18 protein-coding genes are annotated in these 14,917 nt (G+C 73.5%); 2 read left to right on the top strand and 16 right to left on the bottom strand.

Annotated features, from left to right (window positions below; genetic code table 11):
* Positions 1 to 22: 22 nt before the first annotated feature.
* From K7G61_RS18220 to K7G61_RS18185, 8 genes are all read right to left on the bottom strand, one after another.
* Positions 23 to 724: a hypothetical protein gene (locus tag K7G61_RS18220; RefSeq protein WP_225847924.1), complete on the bottom strand. Its 702-nt coding sequence runs from the start codon at positions 722 to 724 to the stop codon at positions 23 to 25.
* Positions 724 to 1,887, bottom strand: coding sequence for a hypothetical protein (locus K7G61_RS18215; RefSeq protein WP_225847923.1), 1,164 nt, complete (start codon positions 1,885 to 1,887; stop codon positions 724 to 726). The genes K7G61_RS18220 and K7G61_RS18215 overlap by 1 nt, the downstream gene beginning before the upstream one ends.
* Positions 1,884 to 2,975 carry a hypothetical protein gene (locus tag K7G61_RS18210; protein ID WP_225847922.1) on the bottom strand — a complete coding sequence of 364 codons (1,092 nt, stop codon included), beginning with the start codon at positions 2,973 to 2,975 and terminating at the stop codon, positions 1,884 to 1,886. Before K7G61_RS18210 ends, K7G61_RS18215 begins: the two co-directional genes overlap by 4 nt.
* Positions 2,976 to 3,065: 90 nt before the next feature.
* Positions 3,066 to 4,253: a hypothetical protein gene (locus K7G61_RS18205; RefSeq protein ID WP_225847921.1), complete on the bottom strand. Its 1,188-nt coding sequence runs from the start codon at positions 4,251 to 4,253 to the stop codon at positions 3,066 to 3,068.
* 88 nt (positions 4,254 to 4,341) lie between these two features.
* On the bottom strand, positions 4,342 to 5,262 hold the full coding sequence (locus K7G61_RS18200; protein WP_225847920.1) for a phage tail domain-containing protein: 921 nt from the start codon (positions 5,260 to 5,262) through the stop codon (positions 4,342 to 4,344).
* 96 nt (positions 5,263 to 5,358) lie between these two features.
* A complete protein-coding gene (locus K7G61_RS18195; protein ID WP_225847919.1) occupies positions 5,359 to 6,639 on the bottom strand; it encodes a hypothetical protein in 1,281 nt (426 codons plus the stop codon).
* Positions 6,636 to 7,829 carry a phage tail protein gene (locus tag K7G61_RS18190; RefSeq protein ID WP_225847918.1) on the bottom strand — a complete coding sequence of 398 codons (1,194 nt, stop codon included), beginning with the start codon at positions 7,827 to 7,829 and terminating at the stop codon, positions 6,636 to 6,638. Before K7G61_RS18190 ends, K7G61_RS18195 begins: the two co-directional genes overlap by 4 nt.
* A 20-nt stretch (positions 7,830 to 7,849) precedes the next feature.
* Positions 7,850 to 8,566: a hypothetical protein gene (locus tag K7G61_RS18185; RefSeq protein ID WP_225847917.1), complete on the bottom strand. Its 717-nt coding sequence runs from the start codon at positions 8,564 to 8,566 to the stop codon at positions 7,850 to 7,852.
* A 36-nt stretch (positions 8,567 to 8,602) separates the two neighbouring features.
* Between K7G61_RS18185 and K7G61_RS18180 the strand changes: the two genes are divergently transcribed.
* Positions 8,603 to 9,274 (top strand): hypothetical protein, encoded by a 672-nt coding sequence (locus tag K7G61_RS18180; RefSeq protein WP_225847916.1) that lies wholly within the window; start codon positions 8,603 to 8,605, stop codon positions 9,272 to 9,274.
* A gap of 58 nt (positions 9,275 to 9,332) precedes the next feature.
* On the opposite strand, the gene K7G61_RS18175 is transcribed toward K7G61_RS18180, so the two are convergent.
* Positions 9,333 to 9,506, bottom strand: a complete 174-nt coding sequence (locus tag K7G61_RS18175; RefSeq protein ID WP_225847915.1) for a hypothetical protein — start codon at positions 9,504 to 9,506, stop codon at positions 9,333 to 9,335.
* Positions 9,507 to 9,718: 212 nt separating this feature from the next.
* Here K7G61_RS18175 and K7G61_RS18170 point away from each other — a divergent pair, with 212 nt between their 5' ends.
* Positions 9,719 to 10,861, top strand: coding sequence for a hypothetical protein (locus K7G61_RS18170; protein WP_225847914.1), 1,143 nt, complete (start codon positions 9,719 to 9,721; stop codon positions 10,859 to 10,861).
* Between the two features lie 63 nt (positions 10,862 to 10,924).
* Here the strand turns inward: K7G61_RS18170 and K7G61_RS18165 are convergent, their stop codons facing one another.
* From K7G61_RS18165 to K7G61_RS18135, 7 genes are all read right to left on the bottom strand, one after another.
* Entirely contained in the window at positions 10,925 to 11,257 is a 333-nt protein-coding gene (locus tag K7G61_RS18165) for a hypothetical protein (RefSeq protein WP_225847913.1), read from the bottom strand.
* A gap of 95 nt (positions 11,258 to 11,352) precedes the next feature.
* Positions 11,353 to 11,643 (bottom strand): hypothetical protein, encoded by a 291-nt coding sequence (locus K7G61_RS18160; RefSeq protein WP_225847912.1) that lies wholly within the window; start codon positions 11,641 to 11,643, stop codon positions 11,353 to 11,355.
* Positions 11,644 to 11,829: 186 nt separating this feature from the next.
* The gene (locus tag K7G61_RS18155; protein ID WP_225847911.1) at positions 11,830 to 12,411 is read right to left on the bottom strand and encodes a phage tail protein; all 582 of its coding nucleotides are present in this window, start codon (positions 12,409 to 12,411) and stop codon (positions 11,830 to 11,832) included.
* A 163-nt stretch (positions 12,412 to 12,574) separates the two neighbouring features.
* Entirely contained in the window at positions 12,575 to 12,988 is a 414-nt protein-coding gene (locus K7G61_RS18150) for a hypothetical protein (RefSeq protein WP_225847910.1), read from the bottom strand.
* A 275-nt stretch (positions 12,989 to 13,263) separates the two neighbouring features.
* A complete protein-coding gene (locus K7G61_RS18145) occupies positions 13,264 to 13,467 on the bottom strand; it encodes a hypothetical protein (RefSeq protein WP_225847909.1) in 204 nt (67 codons plus the stop codon).
* Positions 13,464 to 14,450 (bottom strand): hypothetical protein, encoded by a 987-nt coding sequence (locus K7G61_RS36995; RefSeq protein WP_308190660.1) that lies wholly within the window; start codon positions 14,448 to 14,450, stop codon positions 13,464 to 13,466. Before K7G61_RS36995 ends, K7G61_RS18145 begins: the two co-directional genes overlap by 4 nt.
* On the bottom strand, positions 14,447 to 14,818 hold the full coding sequence (locus K7G61_RS18135) for a hypothetical protein (RefSeq protein WP_225847908.1): 372 nt from the start codon (positions 14,816 to 14,818) through the stop codon (positions 14,447 to 14,449). Before K7G61_RS18135 ends, K7G61_RS36995 begins: the two co-directional genes overlap by 4 nt.
* Between the last annotated feature and the right edge of the window lie 99 nt (positions 14,819 to 14,917).

Genomic DNA, 14,917 nt, shown 5'->3' with positions numbered 1-14,917 from the left:
GGAAGGGCGGTACGGAGGGGGGTCAGGTCTGCGTGCCGTACATCGCCATCGGCTGGGCGTACACGGAGCCGGTGCCGCTGTTGACCACGGCCTGGATCTCGACGGTCACCGGGGTCCCGAACGCCGTGGCGAAGGTGTCGGCGGGAACGGTGAAGTCGGTGCGGTCGAGGTTGGCGCCGGAGTTGACGGCGTCGCCCCACTGGACGCCGTTGACCAGGACGCGGACCTGGCCGGAGGTGCTGGCGGAGGCGGTGGTGGCGATCAGCAGCCGCATCTTGGGCTGCCACAGCGGGTTCTGCGAGCGGGCCACGGTGGTCCACGAGGCGGAGTTGGTCTGCGGCCAGCGGGCGGGCGCGGTGTCCTGCGGCGGCAGCATGGCCAGCCACGGCCGGGCCAGGCCGCCGGTGCCGACGTCGTCGGAGATCAGTTCGTGGTCGTAGGCGTCGTGCATGCGGAACGGCTGCAGCGCCGTGGCCGAGCCCGAGCCGTTCCACACGTCCAGCACCGGCTGGCCGGTCTGCCGGCGCAGCGACAGTCCGTATTCCTGGCCGGTCCACTGGCCGACCGCCAGGATCGCGGAGGTGCCGCCGGGGGCGAAGACCTGCAGCGTGCCGTTGGTGAACTTGTTCAGCGGTGGGCGGCTGTTGGCCGCGGTGTAGATCTGCTGGACCCGGCGTTCCAGGGCGCGGAGCCGGTCGACGATGTCCTCGGGCAGTGCGGGCATCAGACGTCCTCCAGGAACAGTTCCGCGGTCTCCGGTGTGCCGCGTTCGGGCGGGGTGACCTTGACGCCGATGATCCGGTAGCGCGCGTCCAGGCCCTCGGTGAACCAGGCGTCGGTGATCCGGATGCGCGCGGTGCGGCCGAGCAGCGCGGGCGGCACCAGGTCGTCGAGCCGGATCGTGACGTCGGGGATCATCACCGAGCCGCGGGACGTGGCCAGTTGGGCCCTGGCCAGCGAGGTCAGCGTCGTCGTGTCGGTGACGGTGCTGTGGTCCGAGGACAGGTCGACGCGGGGGAAGCCGCCGGCGAGCAGGTCGTCGGCGACCACCTCGGGGCAGATGATCGGCCCGGCGTGGGTGGACTGGTCGTCGCTGACGTCCGCGCCGCGGGCCCGCGCGGTGCTGCCGCCGCGGGTGGCGTCGTAGGGCATCGTGTAGGACAGGATCGAGCCGGGCCGGTCCAGGACCAGGTCCGTCTCCCCGGTGCGGATCTTGGCGACCTGCCCGGTCGGCGACTGGTCGGTCTCGTCGATCCGGCCGAGCTGGAGCTGCCGGACCCGAAGGCCCGTGACGGGGTCGCGGAAGATCGCGATGTGGTGCTCGAAGCCGGTGTCGGTGTCGGCGAGGGTGCTGATGGCGTCGGCCACGACCGTCTCGTCGCCGTCGCTCCACGACGCGGACGTGAAGATCGTGGAGCCCTCGTCGCCGTAGGTGACGCCGATGTCGCCGCCCCAGTTCGGGTCGTCCTGCGGCGGCTGCTGCATGTAGTCCCACAGGTTGCGCATGATCTGCAGCTGGTCGACGCCGTTGTAGGCGAGCGAGCGGCGGATGATGCGGCGCGAGGCGTACGAGTCGAAGGTCGCGGCCTGGATGCCGAGGGTCATCACGCCCTGGGTGTCGCTGGTCAGGGTGCGGGTCCACACGATGCCGCCCCACCACAGGTCGCCGCCGCGTTCGAGGTACACCGAGGTGCGGCCCTCCTCCACCCGCCGCGCCCGCGTGGCCAGTTCGGCGTTGGGCAGCGGCACGGTGCCGTCGAGCGAGCCGGGCTTGCCGATGTAGTCGTCGAAGGACACCTGGGACAGCGGCAGCACGTCGATGGTCTCGTCCGTCCGCAGGTCGCAGAAGATCGCCCGGTACGGCGTGGTGACCGGGCCGCCGCTCATACGGCGGCCTCGTACGTCGCGGTGCCCCAGATGGCGTCGCCCGCCGCCCAGGTCCACGGGCTGGAGGAGTCGACCAGGCCGCCGGGCGTGGCGGCGTTGCCGTCCACCCGGCCGGTGTCGATCTCCAGCTGGAAGGACGTGGTGGTCGTGACGCGCATCCGGGACAGCGCGCGGTAGTTGACGTTGGTGACGTCGTTGAGTTCGGCGAAGCCGATGCACTGCGTCGTCGAGGCGATCGGCACGGGCAGGGTGAAGTGCCAGTTCTGCGAGGTCGTGGTGCCGGTGCCGAAGTTGGTGGTGCTGCCGAAGACGACGCCGAAGGCCATGTGCACGATCGGCCCGTACTGCACGTAGCGGCAGTTCAGCGTCGCGTTGCCGAAGCTCACCGGCCCGTTGTCGGTGGTCCACACCGGTACCCAGTCCTGCCAGGCCGGGACCGGCGGGTACGGCTGCCAGGCGCCGCCGTCCCAGCGCTGGAGGGCGCCGCCGGCGTCGCGGTACTGGCCGGGGTAGGCGCCCGGCGCCGTGTCGGTGGAGACGGGCAGGATGCCGCCGACGGCGACGGTGGCGGTGCGCACCCCGGTCAGGGCGCTGTTCCAGACGATGCCGCCGGTTCCGGCGCTCACCCCGGCCGCGACCGCGATGTGGTAGAGCGGCAGCGACCCGGCGGGGGCGGGCGGCGGCACCGGCGTGGCGGCGGGGCTGCCGGGGACGATCTCGACGGTGGCCTCGTTGCGGCCGGAGGCGTCGAAGAGGTTGTCGTACACGCGCAGCACGACCAGGTCGATGCGCGGCTGCGGGTTGCCGTCGGACACGGTGAGCGTCACCGGGCCGGTCAGCGCGACCGGGTAGGCGCCCTGGGCGTCGCTGGTCTGGACGACGGCCCGGCCCGGGGAGACGGTGAGGGTCATCCCGGAGCCCGTCGCGTTGAATCCGGAGAACCGGGAGGCGCCGTCGGTGGAGCCGGGGATGACCCCCGAGCGGCTGGCGAGCGGCGAGGTGGCGGGGGTGAAGGTGCCGGTGGGCGACAGGCGGGTGTCCTGGCGGGTCTGGCCGCTGTCGGCGAGCCAGGCGGAACTGACGGACATGCGGGTCTCCTTGCGCGGAAGGGTCGGGGTGGCCGGGCCGGGCATGCCGCGGGCCCGGCACCGCGGGGGTGCCGGGCCCGGGGGAGCCGCCTACGCGGCGGGTTCGATGCGGATCTGGAGGTTGTCGAACCAGGTGTCGAACTTGGAGTTGGTGCTGCGGAACCAGGCCGTCGCGGTGCTCGCGGCGCCCGGGGTCAGGCCGCCGACGCGGTAGGTGACCATCACGGAGTTGGGGTAGCTGTAGGTGCCCTGCGCGGCGTAGTTGTCGCCGGCCGCGCTGACCACCGTGGCGCCCTGCGTGATCGCGGCGGCCATGTAACCGGTGGTCGTGGCGTCGCCCGTGGTGTGGACGGTCGCCCCCAGGGTGACCAGCACCGCCCCGGTGGGGGGCGCGGTGAAGTTGACGGTCAGCGGTGCGGTGCGGTCCGCGAGCGTGCTGTTGTACGTGGTGGAAGTGGTGCTGCCCGCGTCGTAGCTGTACACGAAGCCCAGCGTCGCCGGGGACACGGTGTCCCACGCGGTGCCGTTCCACCGCTGCAGCTTCCCGCCGCTGTCGCGGTACTGGCCGACGTAGGTGGCCGCGACACCGCTCCCGGAGGGGATGATGCCGCCCAGCGCCTGCGGGTAGCCGACCCAGGCGCTCTTGCTCCAGCGCTCCACCACGTTGTTGTTGTCGCGCAACTGGCCGATGTAGGAGCCGGGCACCGCCGCGTTTCCGTACACCGGCAGTACGCCGCCGGTCGCGACGGTGGTGACGCGCAGGTCCGTGACGGCCGACGCCCACAGGATGCCGGTGTTGCCGGCGGAGGCGCCGGCGGGCACGGCGACGGTGTAGAGCGGCAGCGCCTGGGCCGGCACCGGCGGCGGGACGGGCGTGGCGGCGGCCGTGCCCCGTACGATCTCCAGCGCCGCCGCCGTCTGCCCGGAGCCGTCGTAGGGCGTGTCGTAGACCCGCAGGCAGACCAGGTCGACGCGGGGCTGCGGGTCCCCGTCGGCGAAGGTCAAGGTGGTGGCCTCGGCGAGCGTCACCGCGTAGGCGCCCTGGGTGGCCATGCCCTGGATCACCGCGCGGCCCGGCTGCACGGTCGCGGTCATGGCCGTCTGGTCGGTCAGCCAGAAGGCCGCGACCTTCGCCGAGCCGTCGGCGGAACCGGGCAGGATGCCGCTGGTCACCTTCAGCGGGTCCGCGGGCAGCGTCGCGCCCAGCTCCGTCAGCCGGGTGTCCTCGCGGGTCTGGCCGGTGCCGAGCAGCCATGCCGATCGTACGGTCGCGGTCATGGGGTCACTCCGTTCGGGGAGGTCGTACGGGCGGGTACGGAGGCGGGTACGGAGGCGGATGCGGGGCCGGACGCGGGTGCGGGGCCGGTCACCATTCGGCGCTGCGCCAGGTGACGGTCATGCGGGCGCCGGCCTGGAAGCTGTCGGCCCGGAAGGACAGTTCCGACCGCCCGGGGTCGAAGGTGAACAGCTCCTCGGGGCCGCTGTCCGGCAGCGCGGTGTAGCGGCGGGACGCGGTGCCGTTGAGCACGACCGTGCCCTCGGTGGTGTCCACCACGAGCTGGTCCTGCGCCGCGAGCGTGATGCCGTACCGCAGCCGGCGGCCGGTGGTCTGCTCGGTCACCGACGGGGTCGTGCACGGCCCCTGGAACGTGATCACCGGGTGGGTGGGCGCGGAGCCCTCGTTGTCCAGCGCGAGGTCGCCGGTGCTCAGCGCCTGGCCCCAGTCCAGCGGCCACACCAGCGGCCAGGTCAGGCCGGCCTCCGGCTCCGGCGGCTCGGTGCCCGCGGTGCGCTCGGTCGGCTGGTAGCGGCGCGGGTCCGCGGCGATCCACTGCACGGAAGCCTTGGCCACGCCCTGCGTGGCGTACGTCTGGTCGGTGGGCACCACGCGCTGGCTGACCCGGGCGCGCACCGCGAGCGTCTCGCCGTGCACGCGCACCGCGAGCCAGCGCTCCTCGTCGCGCAGCGCCAGCGCCTGGCGCAGCGTGCGGACGGTGTCGAGCGCGGCCGGTCCGCCGCCGTCGGCGTCGGGCAGCAGCCACACCTGGCCGCCGACCAGCCGGGACTTGGCGTACCTGGCGCCCGGCCACGCGCCGTGGTCGGTGGGCCGGTCGGCGTCGGCGGACTGGATCTCCGGCAGGTCCTCCCAGCCGGTCATACCGCTGCTGTCGATGCCGTACGGGGTTCCGGGCCCGAGCAGCAGCCCGGCCCACTGGACCTGCCCGTCCTGGGTGATCAGCGAGCCTGGCGGGACGTCGTCGGTGTACGGGGTCGTGGATTCGGCCATCGGGCCGTCACCTCACTTGGGGAGCGGGCGGGTTGGGGGACGCGGCGCGGGCACGCGCGAGGAGCCTGTCGGGCGGCAAGGCAGTCGGGCTGCCGGTCAGGCGTGCACGGCGGCGAGGAACAGCAGCTCCTCGGCGGTGCCGTGGGCGCCGAGCGCGGCGCTCTCCCGGTACTCCTGGACCCGGTGCGGGCAGCCGGTGCCGCCCGCGCGGTGCAGGGAGGCCGCGAGGGCGAGCTGCCGGTCGAGGGCCGTGAGCGGCAGGACGCGGGCGGCGCCGCGGGCGGCGGCGGGAAGGACGATCCCGCCCTCGGCCAGCATCGGGATCGGCGACAGGTGGATGCCGAAGTGCTTGCCGAAGAACGAGAAGCCGATCTTGTTCAGGCCGCTGATGACCCAGTTGGCGAACGCGATCAGCCCTTCCAGCGGGGCCTTGGCCACGCCGGCGACCGTCTGGGCGCCCGTCGTCAGGAAGCCGCCGGCGGCGCCCAGCGCACGCGACACCGCGTCCTTCACACGGGTGAACGCGCCCGGCAGGGTCCTGGTCAGCCAGTTGAGCACCGGCGAGAGCGCGTTCCTCAGTCCCTGCCAGGCCCGGGAGACGATCCCGCGCAGGCTGCCGACGTTCCCGGTCAGCAGGGCGCGCATGACGGCGAAGCCGCCGTTCACCACGGCGGCGACGACCTTGAGCACGTCGACGACCACCGTCAGGTACACCGCGAAGTACGTGGCGACGACGGTCGCGACGACCTTCAGCAGCGGGCCCAGGACCGTCAGCACGGCCGGGATGCCCCGCGTCACGGTGTCGGCGACCTTGCGCATGATCCGCTGCCCCGTCTCGGAGTTGAGCGCCAGGTCGATCAGGTAGGCGGCGAGCGGCGCGAGCACTCCGGTGACGAAGCCGATCGGATTGGCCTTGATCAGGGTGTTGACGGCGGTGATGGCGAGCGAGCCGATCATCATCGCCAGTCCGAGCTTGTCGAGCAGGTTCTGCACGGGCGCGAGGGCCGGCGTCATCGCGACGAGCATCGCCAGCGCGCCGCCCGCCCCGAGCGCGAGCTGCCCGAGCGAGCCGCTGACCCCGCGGATCCGGGCGAGCGCGCCGCGCAGCCCGCCGGCCGCCGTCCCCGCCGTCATCGCGGCCTTGCCCATGGACGTCTCGGCGGCGGCCGCCGAGTCCTTCATGCCGCGCACCGCGGCCGTGTCGGCCTGCGCGGCGCCGCGGATCGCGTCGGCGCCGCCGGCGGCGCGGTCGGCGCCGGAGAGCGCCTTCTTGAGCGCCGAGGCCATCGCGCGGGCCTGCTCTCCCAGGGCCGCGAGCGGCCTGGCGGTCCCGGCGAGCGGGTCGTCGTAGCCCTCGGCGTCCGCCCCGGCGCTCATCCGCGGGCCTTGGCGAGGTACATCAGGGCGTCGGCGGTGCTCTGCGCGTCACCGGCGGGGGCCGCGTAGTAGTTCTCGATGTGCAGCGCGGAACCCGCGGCCGCCGCCCCAACCGCCGTCCGGCCCGCGGACGCCGTGGCGCCCAGCAGCCGGTTCAGCTTGCTCAGCGGCAGCACCGCCTCGGCCTCGCCGGCCTCGGCCAGGATCGCCGGCACACCGCCGGCCCGCGGCATCACCACGCCGCCGGCGGCGAGCATCGGGATGGTCGGCAGGTGCACGCCGAACGTCTTGCCGCCCACCACCGGCACCCAGCCGGGGATCGACACGTGGATCGAGTTCAGGGCGCCGATCGCGCGGTTGATCAGCCCGATGACGCCGTCGATGGGCCCGACCACCGCGCTCTTGATCCCGTCGAACGCCCGGCTCGCGATGCCCTTCAGCCCGCCCCAGATGCTCGACAGCTTGTCCTTGACGGCCTGGAAGGCGTGCGGGATGGCCGACTTCACCCAGTCGACCACCGGCACGATCACGGCCTTGATGCCGTTCCAGGCGCCCTTCACGACCGCCTTGACGACCTTGAGCACGGTCTCGATGATCGTCTTGTAGATCGTGAAGTAGGTCTTGATGACCGTGCCGACGGCCTTGACCACCGTGGTGATCGCGGACTTGATGCCGTTCCAGACCTGCTTGATCAGCGCGCCGGCCTTCTTCATCACCGGGCCGATGATCTTCATGGCGCCGCTGATCGCCGACTGGATCACGCCGAACGCCTTCTTCATGATGTTCTGCATCGTCTTGGACTGCAGAGCCATCTGCACGACCATGCCGATCAGCGGCGCGAGCAGGCCCAGCAGGACGCCCAGCAGATTGCCCTTCATGGACTTGTTCATGCCGTCCATGCCCTGACGCGCCTTGTCGGCACCGGACTTGAACTTCGAGAGCAGCCCGCCGCTCTTCTCCCCGGTCTTCCCGGCCCGCCCCACCGACTTCTCCATGTCGTCGGTGGTGGTCTTCAGCGATTTCGCCGCCGAGGACGAGCCCTGGGCGGCGGTCTGCAACTGCTTCATCTCGCCGGACCCGGCCCGCGCCTTGTCCCCGATCCCCTTGGCGGCGGTCCCGGCGGCGTCGGCCTGGGTGACGAAGTTCTTGAGCGCGGTGGTGGATTTCTGCAATGCCTGTACGAGGGACATGCGTTCTCACTTCCTGGTCGTCAGATCCCGGCGAGTGACTCGACCAATTTGTCCACGGCGTTCTGCAGCTTCACGACGTCCTTCGCGACCGGGCTGATCGCCGGTTCCTTCGCCCTGGCGCCTTTGTGGTTGTGGGTCAGACCGGTTCTGTCCTTCCGGGCGGCGTCGACGACGGCAGCCGCTTCCCGCAACTTGGTCTCGATGCGCTCGACCCTTCCGATGAGCGGGCCGTATTTCTGGTTGAGCTGCCGCCTCACCTCGGACTTGGCGTCGCGGATCTTCCCGTCGACCTTGCCGGCCTTGATGCCGAGTCCTTCGACCTTGTCCTTGAGCTGTGCCTCTTGGCGGCGCTTCTCCTTCTGGCCAGGCGAGTCGACCAGCTTCTGCAGCTTGTCGAAGGCCTTTTTCCAGGGCATCTCCCGCGTGACGCCGAGAATGGTGATGCCTTTCTCGTCTATCTTGAACAGCGTGATGCTGACCGCGAGTGTCGCTGTCGCGCTCGCCGCGATGGCTGTGACGGTCCGGGTCGTGATCGCCCCCGTCGCCGCGCGATTGGGCTTGTAGAAGGCCGGGTTCTTGAGTTTCTTGACGGATGTCTGCAGTTCCGCGACGTCCGCGCTCGTCTTTGCCAGGTCGCCGGTACTCGGCACGGATTTCAGCTTGGTGTTCAGGTCGCGGACCGACGTGTCCAGTGAGTCCAGGTCGGAATTGATCTGCTTTTGGGAACGATCTGACATGCCATCACCTCGCAGCAGTGCGATAAGGTCCGCTCCATGGCGGACTTCGGGGGCGAGTGCCGGGTCGTGGTGGCCGTGCCGGCCTGCCGGGAGTGGCCGTTCACGACCCAGTGGCGGACCACCGCGGTGGGGAGGTTCGCGAAGCAGGCGCTGCGCATCGCCGAACGGCTGGAGCACGGCGCGGGCGTCGACGCGGTGTTCTACGGCCGGACCGCGGGCGGGGACGAGAAGGCCGTGCGTACCCGGCTGGAGGCCGCCGGCCGGGACGAGTGGCTGCGGGACTGGACGTTCCTGCCGGACTCCGCCGTGGACCTGTCGAAGGAGCCGGGCAGGGGCGCCGGGCTGCGTCAGCACTTCGGTGCCGGACTCGAACGGTGGAGTGTCCCGCCGCTGTCCGGCGTCCGCGGGGTGTTCGAGGCGACCGCCGAACGGCCCGGGTGCACGCTGGTGCTGTTCTGGCTGGACGACGGACCCGCGGAGCAGTTCAACGACGTCCTCTTCTTCCTGCGGCGGCACGCGACTCCCGGCGTCTTCTGGCAGTTCTTCACCGTCGTGCAGCACGCGCGCACCGACCGCTTCTGGAAACGCGACGGCCGGCACCGCGGAGCGGACCTGCCCGATGTCCGGTTCCGGTCGACCTGGCGGGCCCGGCCCGTCGTACGTGACTTCCGCCGCTGGGCGCGGCAGTCGCCCGGCACGTCGGCCTGAGCCGCGATCGGCGGCAACCCACCACGTCAGCAGGGGTGTTGAAGAGGCGGCGGGTCCGTTACCGTGGCGGTGCCGCGCGGACGGCCGTCATCGCGTCCTGCCAGCCGGCGGCGTAGGCGCGGGCCTCGCGGGCGTGGAGTTCGGCGCGGGTGAGGGTGACGACCGGGGGGTCGTCGGGCGGCGTGGCGGGGGGCTTCGGTGCGAGGTGCTTCGGCGCGGGGTGTGCGGACACGCGGTCTCACCGCTTTCGAAGGTGCGGATCCGGATCGAACGGGTTTCCGGCAGGACACGGAAGGGCTTACTGCGGGGGAGGTAAACTGGGACGTCTTGTGTGCAGCGTGTGAAGTACCAGTTCAGACGCCGCAGCCAGGTGGAGGTGAACGTTCCGAACCAGAGAAGCGTTCACACTCGCAGGGGGGTTCCGGGAGCCGAGGGTGATGTCGCATGGGCGGGGACAGCGGACTTGGGCCCGGGCGCAGCCGCAGGGCGGCACTCGGAGGCGCGGACCGGGCGGGGGCGGCGGGGGAGCCGGACGACTTCGACGACGTGGACGTGCCGGAGCTCGAACGGGACGGCCCGGAGGACGACGGCCTGGAGGACGACCTCCCGTGGGACGACGACCTCCCCTGGGACCACGGCCCGGCGGCCACGCCCCGTCCGGCCGGTGGGCGGCCCGGCCCGATCCGCGCCCACGGCGGCCGTTCCGACGACCTGCTGCCGGACGAGGCCCGGTACGACGACCTGCTGCCGGACGACGACCTCCCCTACGGCGAGGGGCGGCTGTACGGCGCCCTCTCCGACGACACCCGCCACGGCGGCCCCTTGCCGTACGGCGACCCGCCCGACGAGGCCCCGTACCGCACCGGGCTCTCGTACGACAGCGGGTCCGACGACTCCCGGCGGCCGTACGGGAGCCGGAGCGGTGACGGCCCGTCGGACGACACCTCCCGGGACGGCGAGCCGTGGGACGACGACCCCGGCTACCGCGACGCCGACGAACTGCCGCGCCTGATGGCCCGGTTGGGGCGGCTGATCGCCCGCCACGGGGCCGGCGGCGTCGTCGCGATGGCCCGGACCGAGGCCGAGCGGCGGGAGCTGATGGCCTACGCCGCCGGATGGCAGGACGCCGCCGCCGACTTCGCCGCGCGCGCGGCCGCCGCCCGGCGGGACGGTCTGCTGGGCCGCTGGCGCCCGCCGCGCGCCCTCAGCGGCCCGGGCGACGTCATCCCCTTCCCGATGGCCATGCCGTACGGCCGCCCCGCGGAGCCGGAACCGCTTCCGGACCACGGGACGGCCGACGACGGCGACCTGGCGTGCGACCCGGAGGAGGGAACCGCGGTACGCGGCGGCGAGGGCGCCGGTGCCCACGACGCCGAAGAAGGGGGCGAGGGGCAGGACGCCGGCAAGGACCCCGACGGCGCCCGGCCGGGCCGCCCGGGGCAGCCGGGGTCCGGGCAGCGGCCGGCCCTCCAGGCCAAGAGCCGCAGGTCCCGTTCCCCGACCATCCCGCGTCTGGTGCCGCCGCAGCGGCTGCCGGCCCGCGGACCGGACGGCGGCACACTGCCGCCCCCGGACCCGCCGGCGTAGCCGCTGCCGCCTGCCGGGGGTCCGTACGGCGTCGGCACACGAACGGCGTCGGCACCCGTACCGCTAGGAGAAGAACCCCGCGAGTTCGGTGGCCGTGGGCTGCTCGGGTTCCGGTTCGGGTTGCGGCGCCGGGCCCTGCCGCGGGCCGGGCGTCACGTCGGCCGGGACGCCGCCCTGCTCGGGCCGGGGGACCGGCTCGGGCGGGGCCGGCTGCTCGGCGTCCTCGGCGGTGTTGACGCAGGCGAACATCCAGTTCGCCGCGGCCAGGTGGTCGACCGCCGCGGCCAGCAGATGGTCCCCGACCGACCACTCGGCGGCCTCGCCGTGCAGTTCGCGGGCCACCGCGCCCTCCCGCGGCAGGTGCTTGACCAGCACCGACAGCCGGCGCGAGGACAACTCGCCGCGGTACCAGTCGAGCAGGTCAAGACCGTAGAAGCGCAGGAGGTCGGCTTCGAGGGCCTCGGCGTGTTCTTCGGCGAACGCGTCGAGGCTCAGTCTTCCCCCAGGCCGAGCCCGGTCTCCTTGCCGTACGCCTCCAGGATCGCCGCGACGTCCTGGACCGTCACGTCGTGGCTGTTGAAACGCTCGAACTGCCGCTCCCCGAGGAGGAGGCGCAGCAGGCCGTCGATGTCGTTGTCGTCGAGCCTGCGCAGCGCCTTGGCGGTCGCCCGGGTCAGCTCGGTGGGCAGCTCGAAGCTCTCGCCGTCCAGGTCGAAGGACCAACTGCGGCCCAGGGCTTCGAGACGCTGGGCCCGGGCGGCGTTGACGTTGAAGGCGGCCATGGGAGTTCCTCTCTTCGGGGTGACTCGCGGTCGGTGGAGCGGGCGGGGCCGGTGGGGCGGGGGTACGGAAGGCGGGGGGTACGGAAGGCGGGGGGCGGCCCCGCGTCCGGGAGGGGCGCGGGGCCGGGCGCGCGCGGGGGCGGGGGACGGGAGTCCGGCCCGCCGCCCCCGTACGCGGACCGCGGATCAGGCGCCGTACGCCGGGTCCTTCATCACGAAGCTCGCCAGCGGCACGGTGGTGCCGGACGACAGCGCGGTGAAGGTGACGCCGAGCAGGGCCGCGGACTTGCGGGCCAGCTTGATGTCGTCCGACGCGGTGACCTGGCCGCGCGGGATGACGAACCGGTAGGTCACGTCACCGCCGTCGGTGAACTCCAGGCCCAGCGCCCGCTCGTCCTTCTGCGGGCCGTCGGCGAGCGAGTAGCCGTAGACGCCGGGGTACTTGGTGGCGTCCACCTGGGCCACCGTCCCGCCGCCCATGAAGAACGGGAAGGTGTCCTCGTTGAACTGCATCAGCGAGAACTTCAGGGTCAGCTCGCGGTCGGAGTAGATGAAGCGGACCGGGCTGACGGCCTGCCAGGTGTCCACCGGGTCCAGCTTGTCCTTCTTGCTGAAGGTCACGCCGTCGGTGGAGGTGTAGCCCAGGTCCTTCCAGACGGCGGGGTCCCAGTCGGTGCTGAAGTCCGCCGGAACGGCCGCGCCGGCGGCGGCGACCAGGATGCGGCCCGAGCCGGCGACGCGGATCTCGGAGGTGTTGTTGCCTGCCATGGTGTCTCCTCGGAAGAAGGGGAACGCGGGATTTGGGGTGGTGCGGTGGTGGGGCGGTGGTGGTGCGGTGCCGGGGCCGCGAGCGCGGGAGGCGGGTGCGGACACGGCGAGGGCCCCGCCGTCGGCGGGGCCCGGTCCTGTGGGCTTGCGCGCGCGGGGCGCGTCAGCCGGTGGCGGTCATGAAGACCTTGATGAGGGTCACGTAGCGGTTGGCGCCGCTGTACACGTAGTCGGGCAGCCAGTGCGGCCCGTCCTGCTCCAGCACCTCGGTGACCCGCGAGGTGCCGTACGTGTGGCCGTCGGCGGCCAGCAGCGCGTGCCGGCCGGCGTTGGCCAGGGTGAGCGCGGTGGTCTTGTCCGGGCCGTAGCACTCCAGCTCGATCAGCGGCTGGTCGACGTGCCGGTCGCTGATCCAGGCGCCGCCGCGGCGGTTGACCAGGACGACGGGCTGGGTGCCGTCGAAACCGGCCGGCGGCTGGACCGCCACGGTCGCGCCGGCCAGGCCGGGGTCGGCCTTCAGGACGTCGACGACCATCGCCTCGACGTCGGGGAAGGTGCTCGGGGGTGGTGTGGTCATGCGGTCACCTCGGACGGCGGCGAAGGGGCGGGAAACGGCGGACGGCGGGCCGTCCCCGGTTCCGGGCACAGCTCCGCCGTTGCATCCAGTGTGATTGAGATCGTGCGCGCGCGCAACTCGTGGGGGAGGCGAATTCCGCCGACGGTACGGAGGGGCGCGCGGCCGGGCCCGGAAACGCCTGACGCCCCGCTGCGCGATGGGCGCGGTCGGGGCGTCGGAGAGGGGGCTGCGGCGCGATCAGTGTGCGTACGCGCACGCATGGGGCCGCCCGCCGGTCAGGGTGCCGCGGGGCGGCGGCGCGCGGCGCGCTCGGCGGCGAACACGTCCTCCAGCCGGAACATCAGCATCCGCCCGGACTTCCCGGCGGGCCGCAGGTAGCCGAGCTGCACCCACTTGCGGATCGTGGCGGGCACGACCCCGGCCTCGTGGGCCGCCAGCGTGCCGGGGATCAGCGTCGGCCGCGCCGCCGCCCGGGTCATCGGACACCGCCTTCCGTGGTCCCGGCCCTCGTGCCGTACGTACGGTGCGTAGCGCTCGTGCCGCTCGTACGGCTCGTACTGCTCGCGGCGCTCGTGCCGCTCGCGGCGGCGGTGGCCCTTGCGGCGCGGGGACCGGGGCTGCCGCCCGTCGCGCCTGCGCGGTGCGGGTCGCGCGGGTCGTTCGTGGTGCTCGCGCGGGCCGGCCCGCCGTTCGCCGTGTCCGCGGTGCCTGCGGGGCCCGCGGGGCCTGCGGGGCCCGCGGTGTCCGCGGCGCTTCCCGCGCCGGACGCGCCCGGGGCGTCGCCCGTGCCGGACGGCCACACGTGCCGGTACGCCGGGTCGTCGTGGCAGCCGCAGTCGGGGTCGTCGCAGCGGCACGCGGGGTTGACGCACAGCACCGTGCCGTGGGCGGGAGCCGAGCGCAGTGACACCGAGTCGCACCACGGGCAGCGGCCCGGCAGCCGGACCAGTGCCTCGGTGTCGCCCAGGGCGTGCGCGACACGGCGGGCCATGCGCCGGGTCTCGTCGCGGACGTGGCGGGCCAGGACCGGGTGGCCGGCGATCACGTCCAGCAGCGCGGCGAGGCGGCGCAGCCGCTCGGGCACGTCCGCGCGGCGCGGGCGGCCCAGCCGCAGCCGCGCGTGCACGGCCTCCTCCAACTCCACGACACCGTCGGTGACGTCGCGGATGGTGTCGGAGATGTGCAGCCGTACCGGGGCGGCGCTGTACCCGGGGACGGCCAGGCCGTGGCGCTGCTGCAGCAGCAGGGCCTCCCCGCGCTCCTCGGCGCGGCGCCGCTCCCGGCGGGCGAGGCGGCGCTCGCGTTCGGCGTCGGTGAGACGGCCGAGCCCCGGTTCCGGGCCGGCGGCGGCGCGGGACCCGCGGCCGGGGACGAGTTCCTCGGCGAGCTCGGGGAACTGGCTGATCAGGGTGCCGATCCATACGGCGGCGTCGGCGGCGTCGGCGGCGGGCCGAGAGGTCACGGGCGCTCCCGCGGGTCGGGAGTGGCGGCGGCCACCGGGCGGCCGTTGCGCCACAGGCGGCCGGCGCACACGCCGTCGAACCAGGACTCGGCGGGCGCGACCGCCCGCTCGCACGCCTCGTGCAGCCGGCAGCGGGCGCATGCGCGCAGGGCGGGCGCGGCGTCCTTGACGCGCCGGGCGAACACGGCACGCGGGTCGAGTCCCGCGCACGCGGGCCGGGACGCGGACAGCAGGACGGACAGGGGCACCGGCGGCGGCGCGGCGGACGGCGCGGGCGGCGCGGACGGCGCCGACCCGGTGGGTGCCGCGGACGCGGCGGGAACGGCGGTGGGTGCGGTGGGCGCGGTGGGCGCGGTGACGACGGGCATGGGGCCTCCCTGGGGAGAGCGGGTCCGGAGAGTGGTCCGGAGCCTCCTCACCGTGACAGATTGCGCGCGAGCGCGCAACTATGCCGCCCAAGGGGCCGC

The sequence above is a fragment of the Streptomyces sp. HPF1205 genome, assembly GCF_020400825.1.
Taxonomy (GTDB): Bacteria; Actinomycetota; Actinomycetes; order Streptomycetales; family Streptomycetaceae; genus Actinacidiphila.
This window is presented reverse-complemented; position numbering and strand designations above follow the sequence as displayed.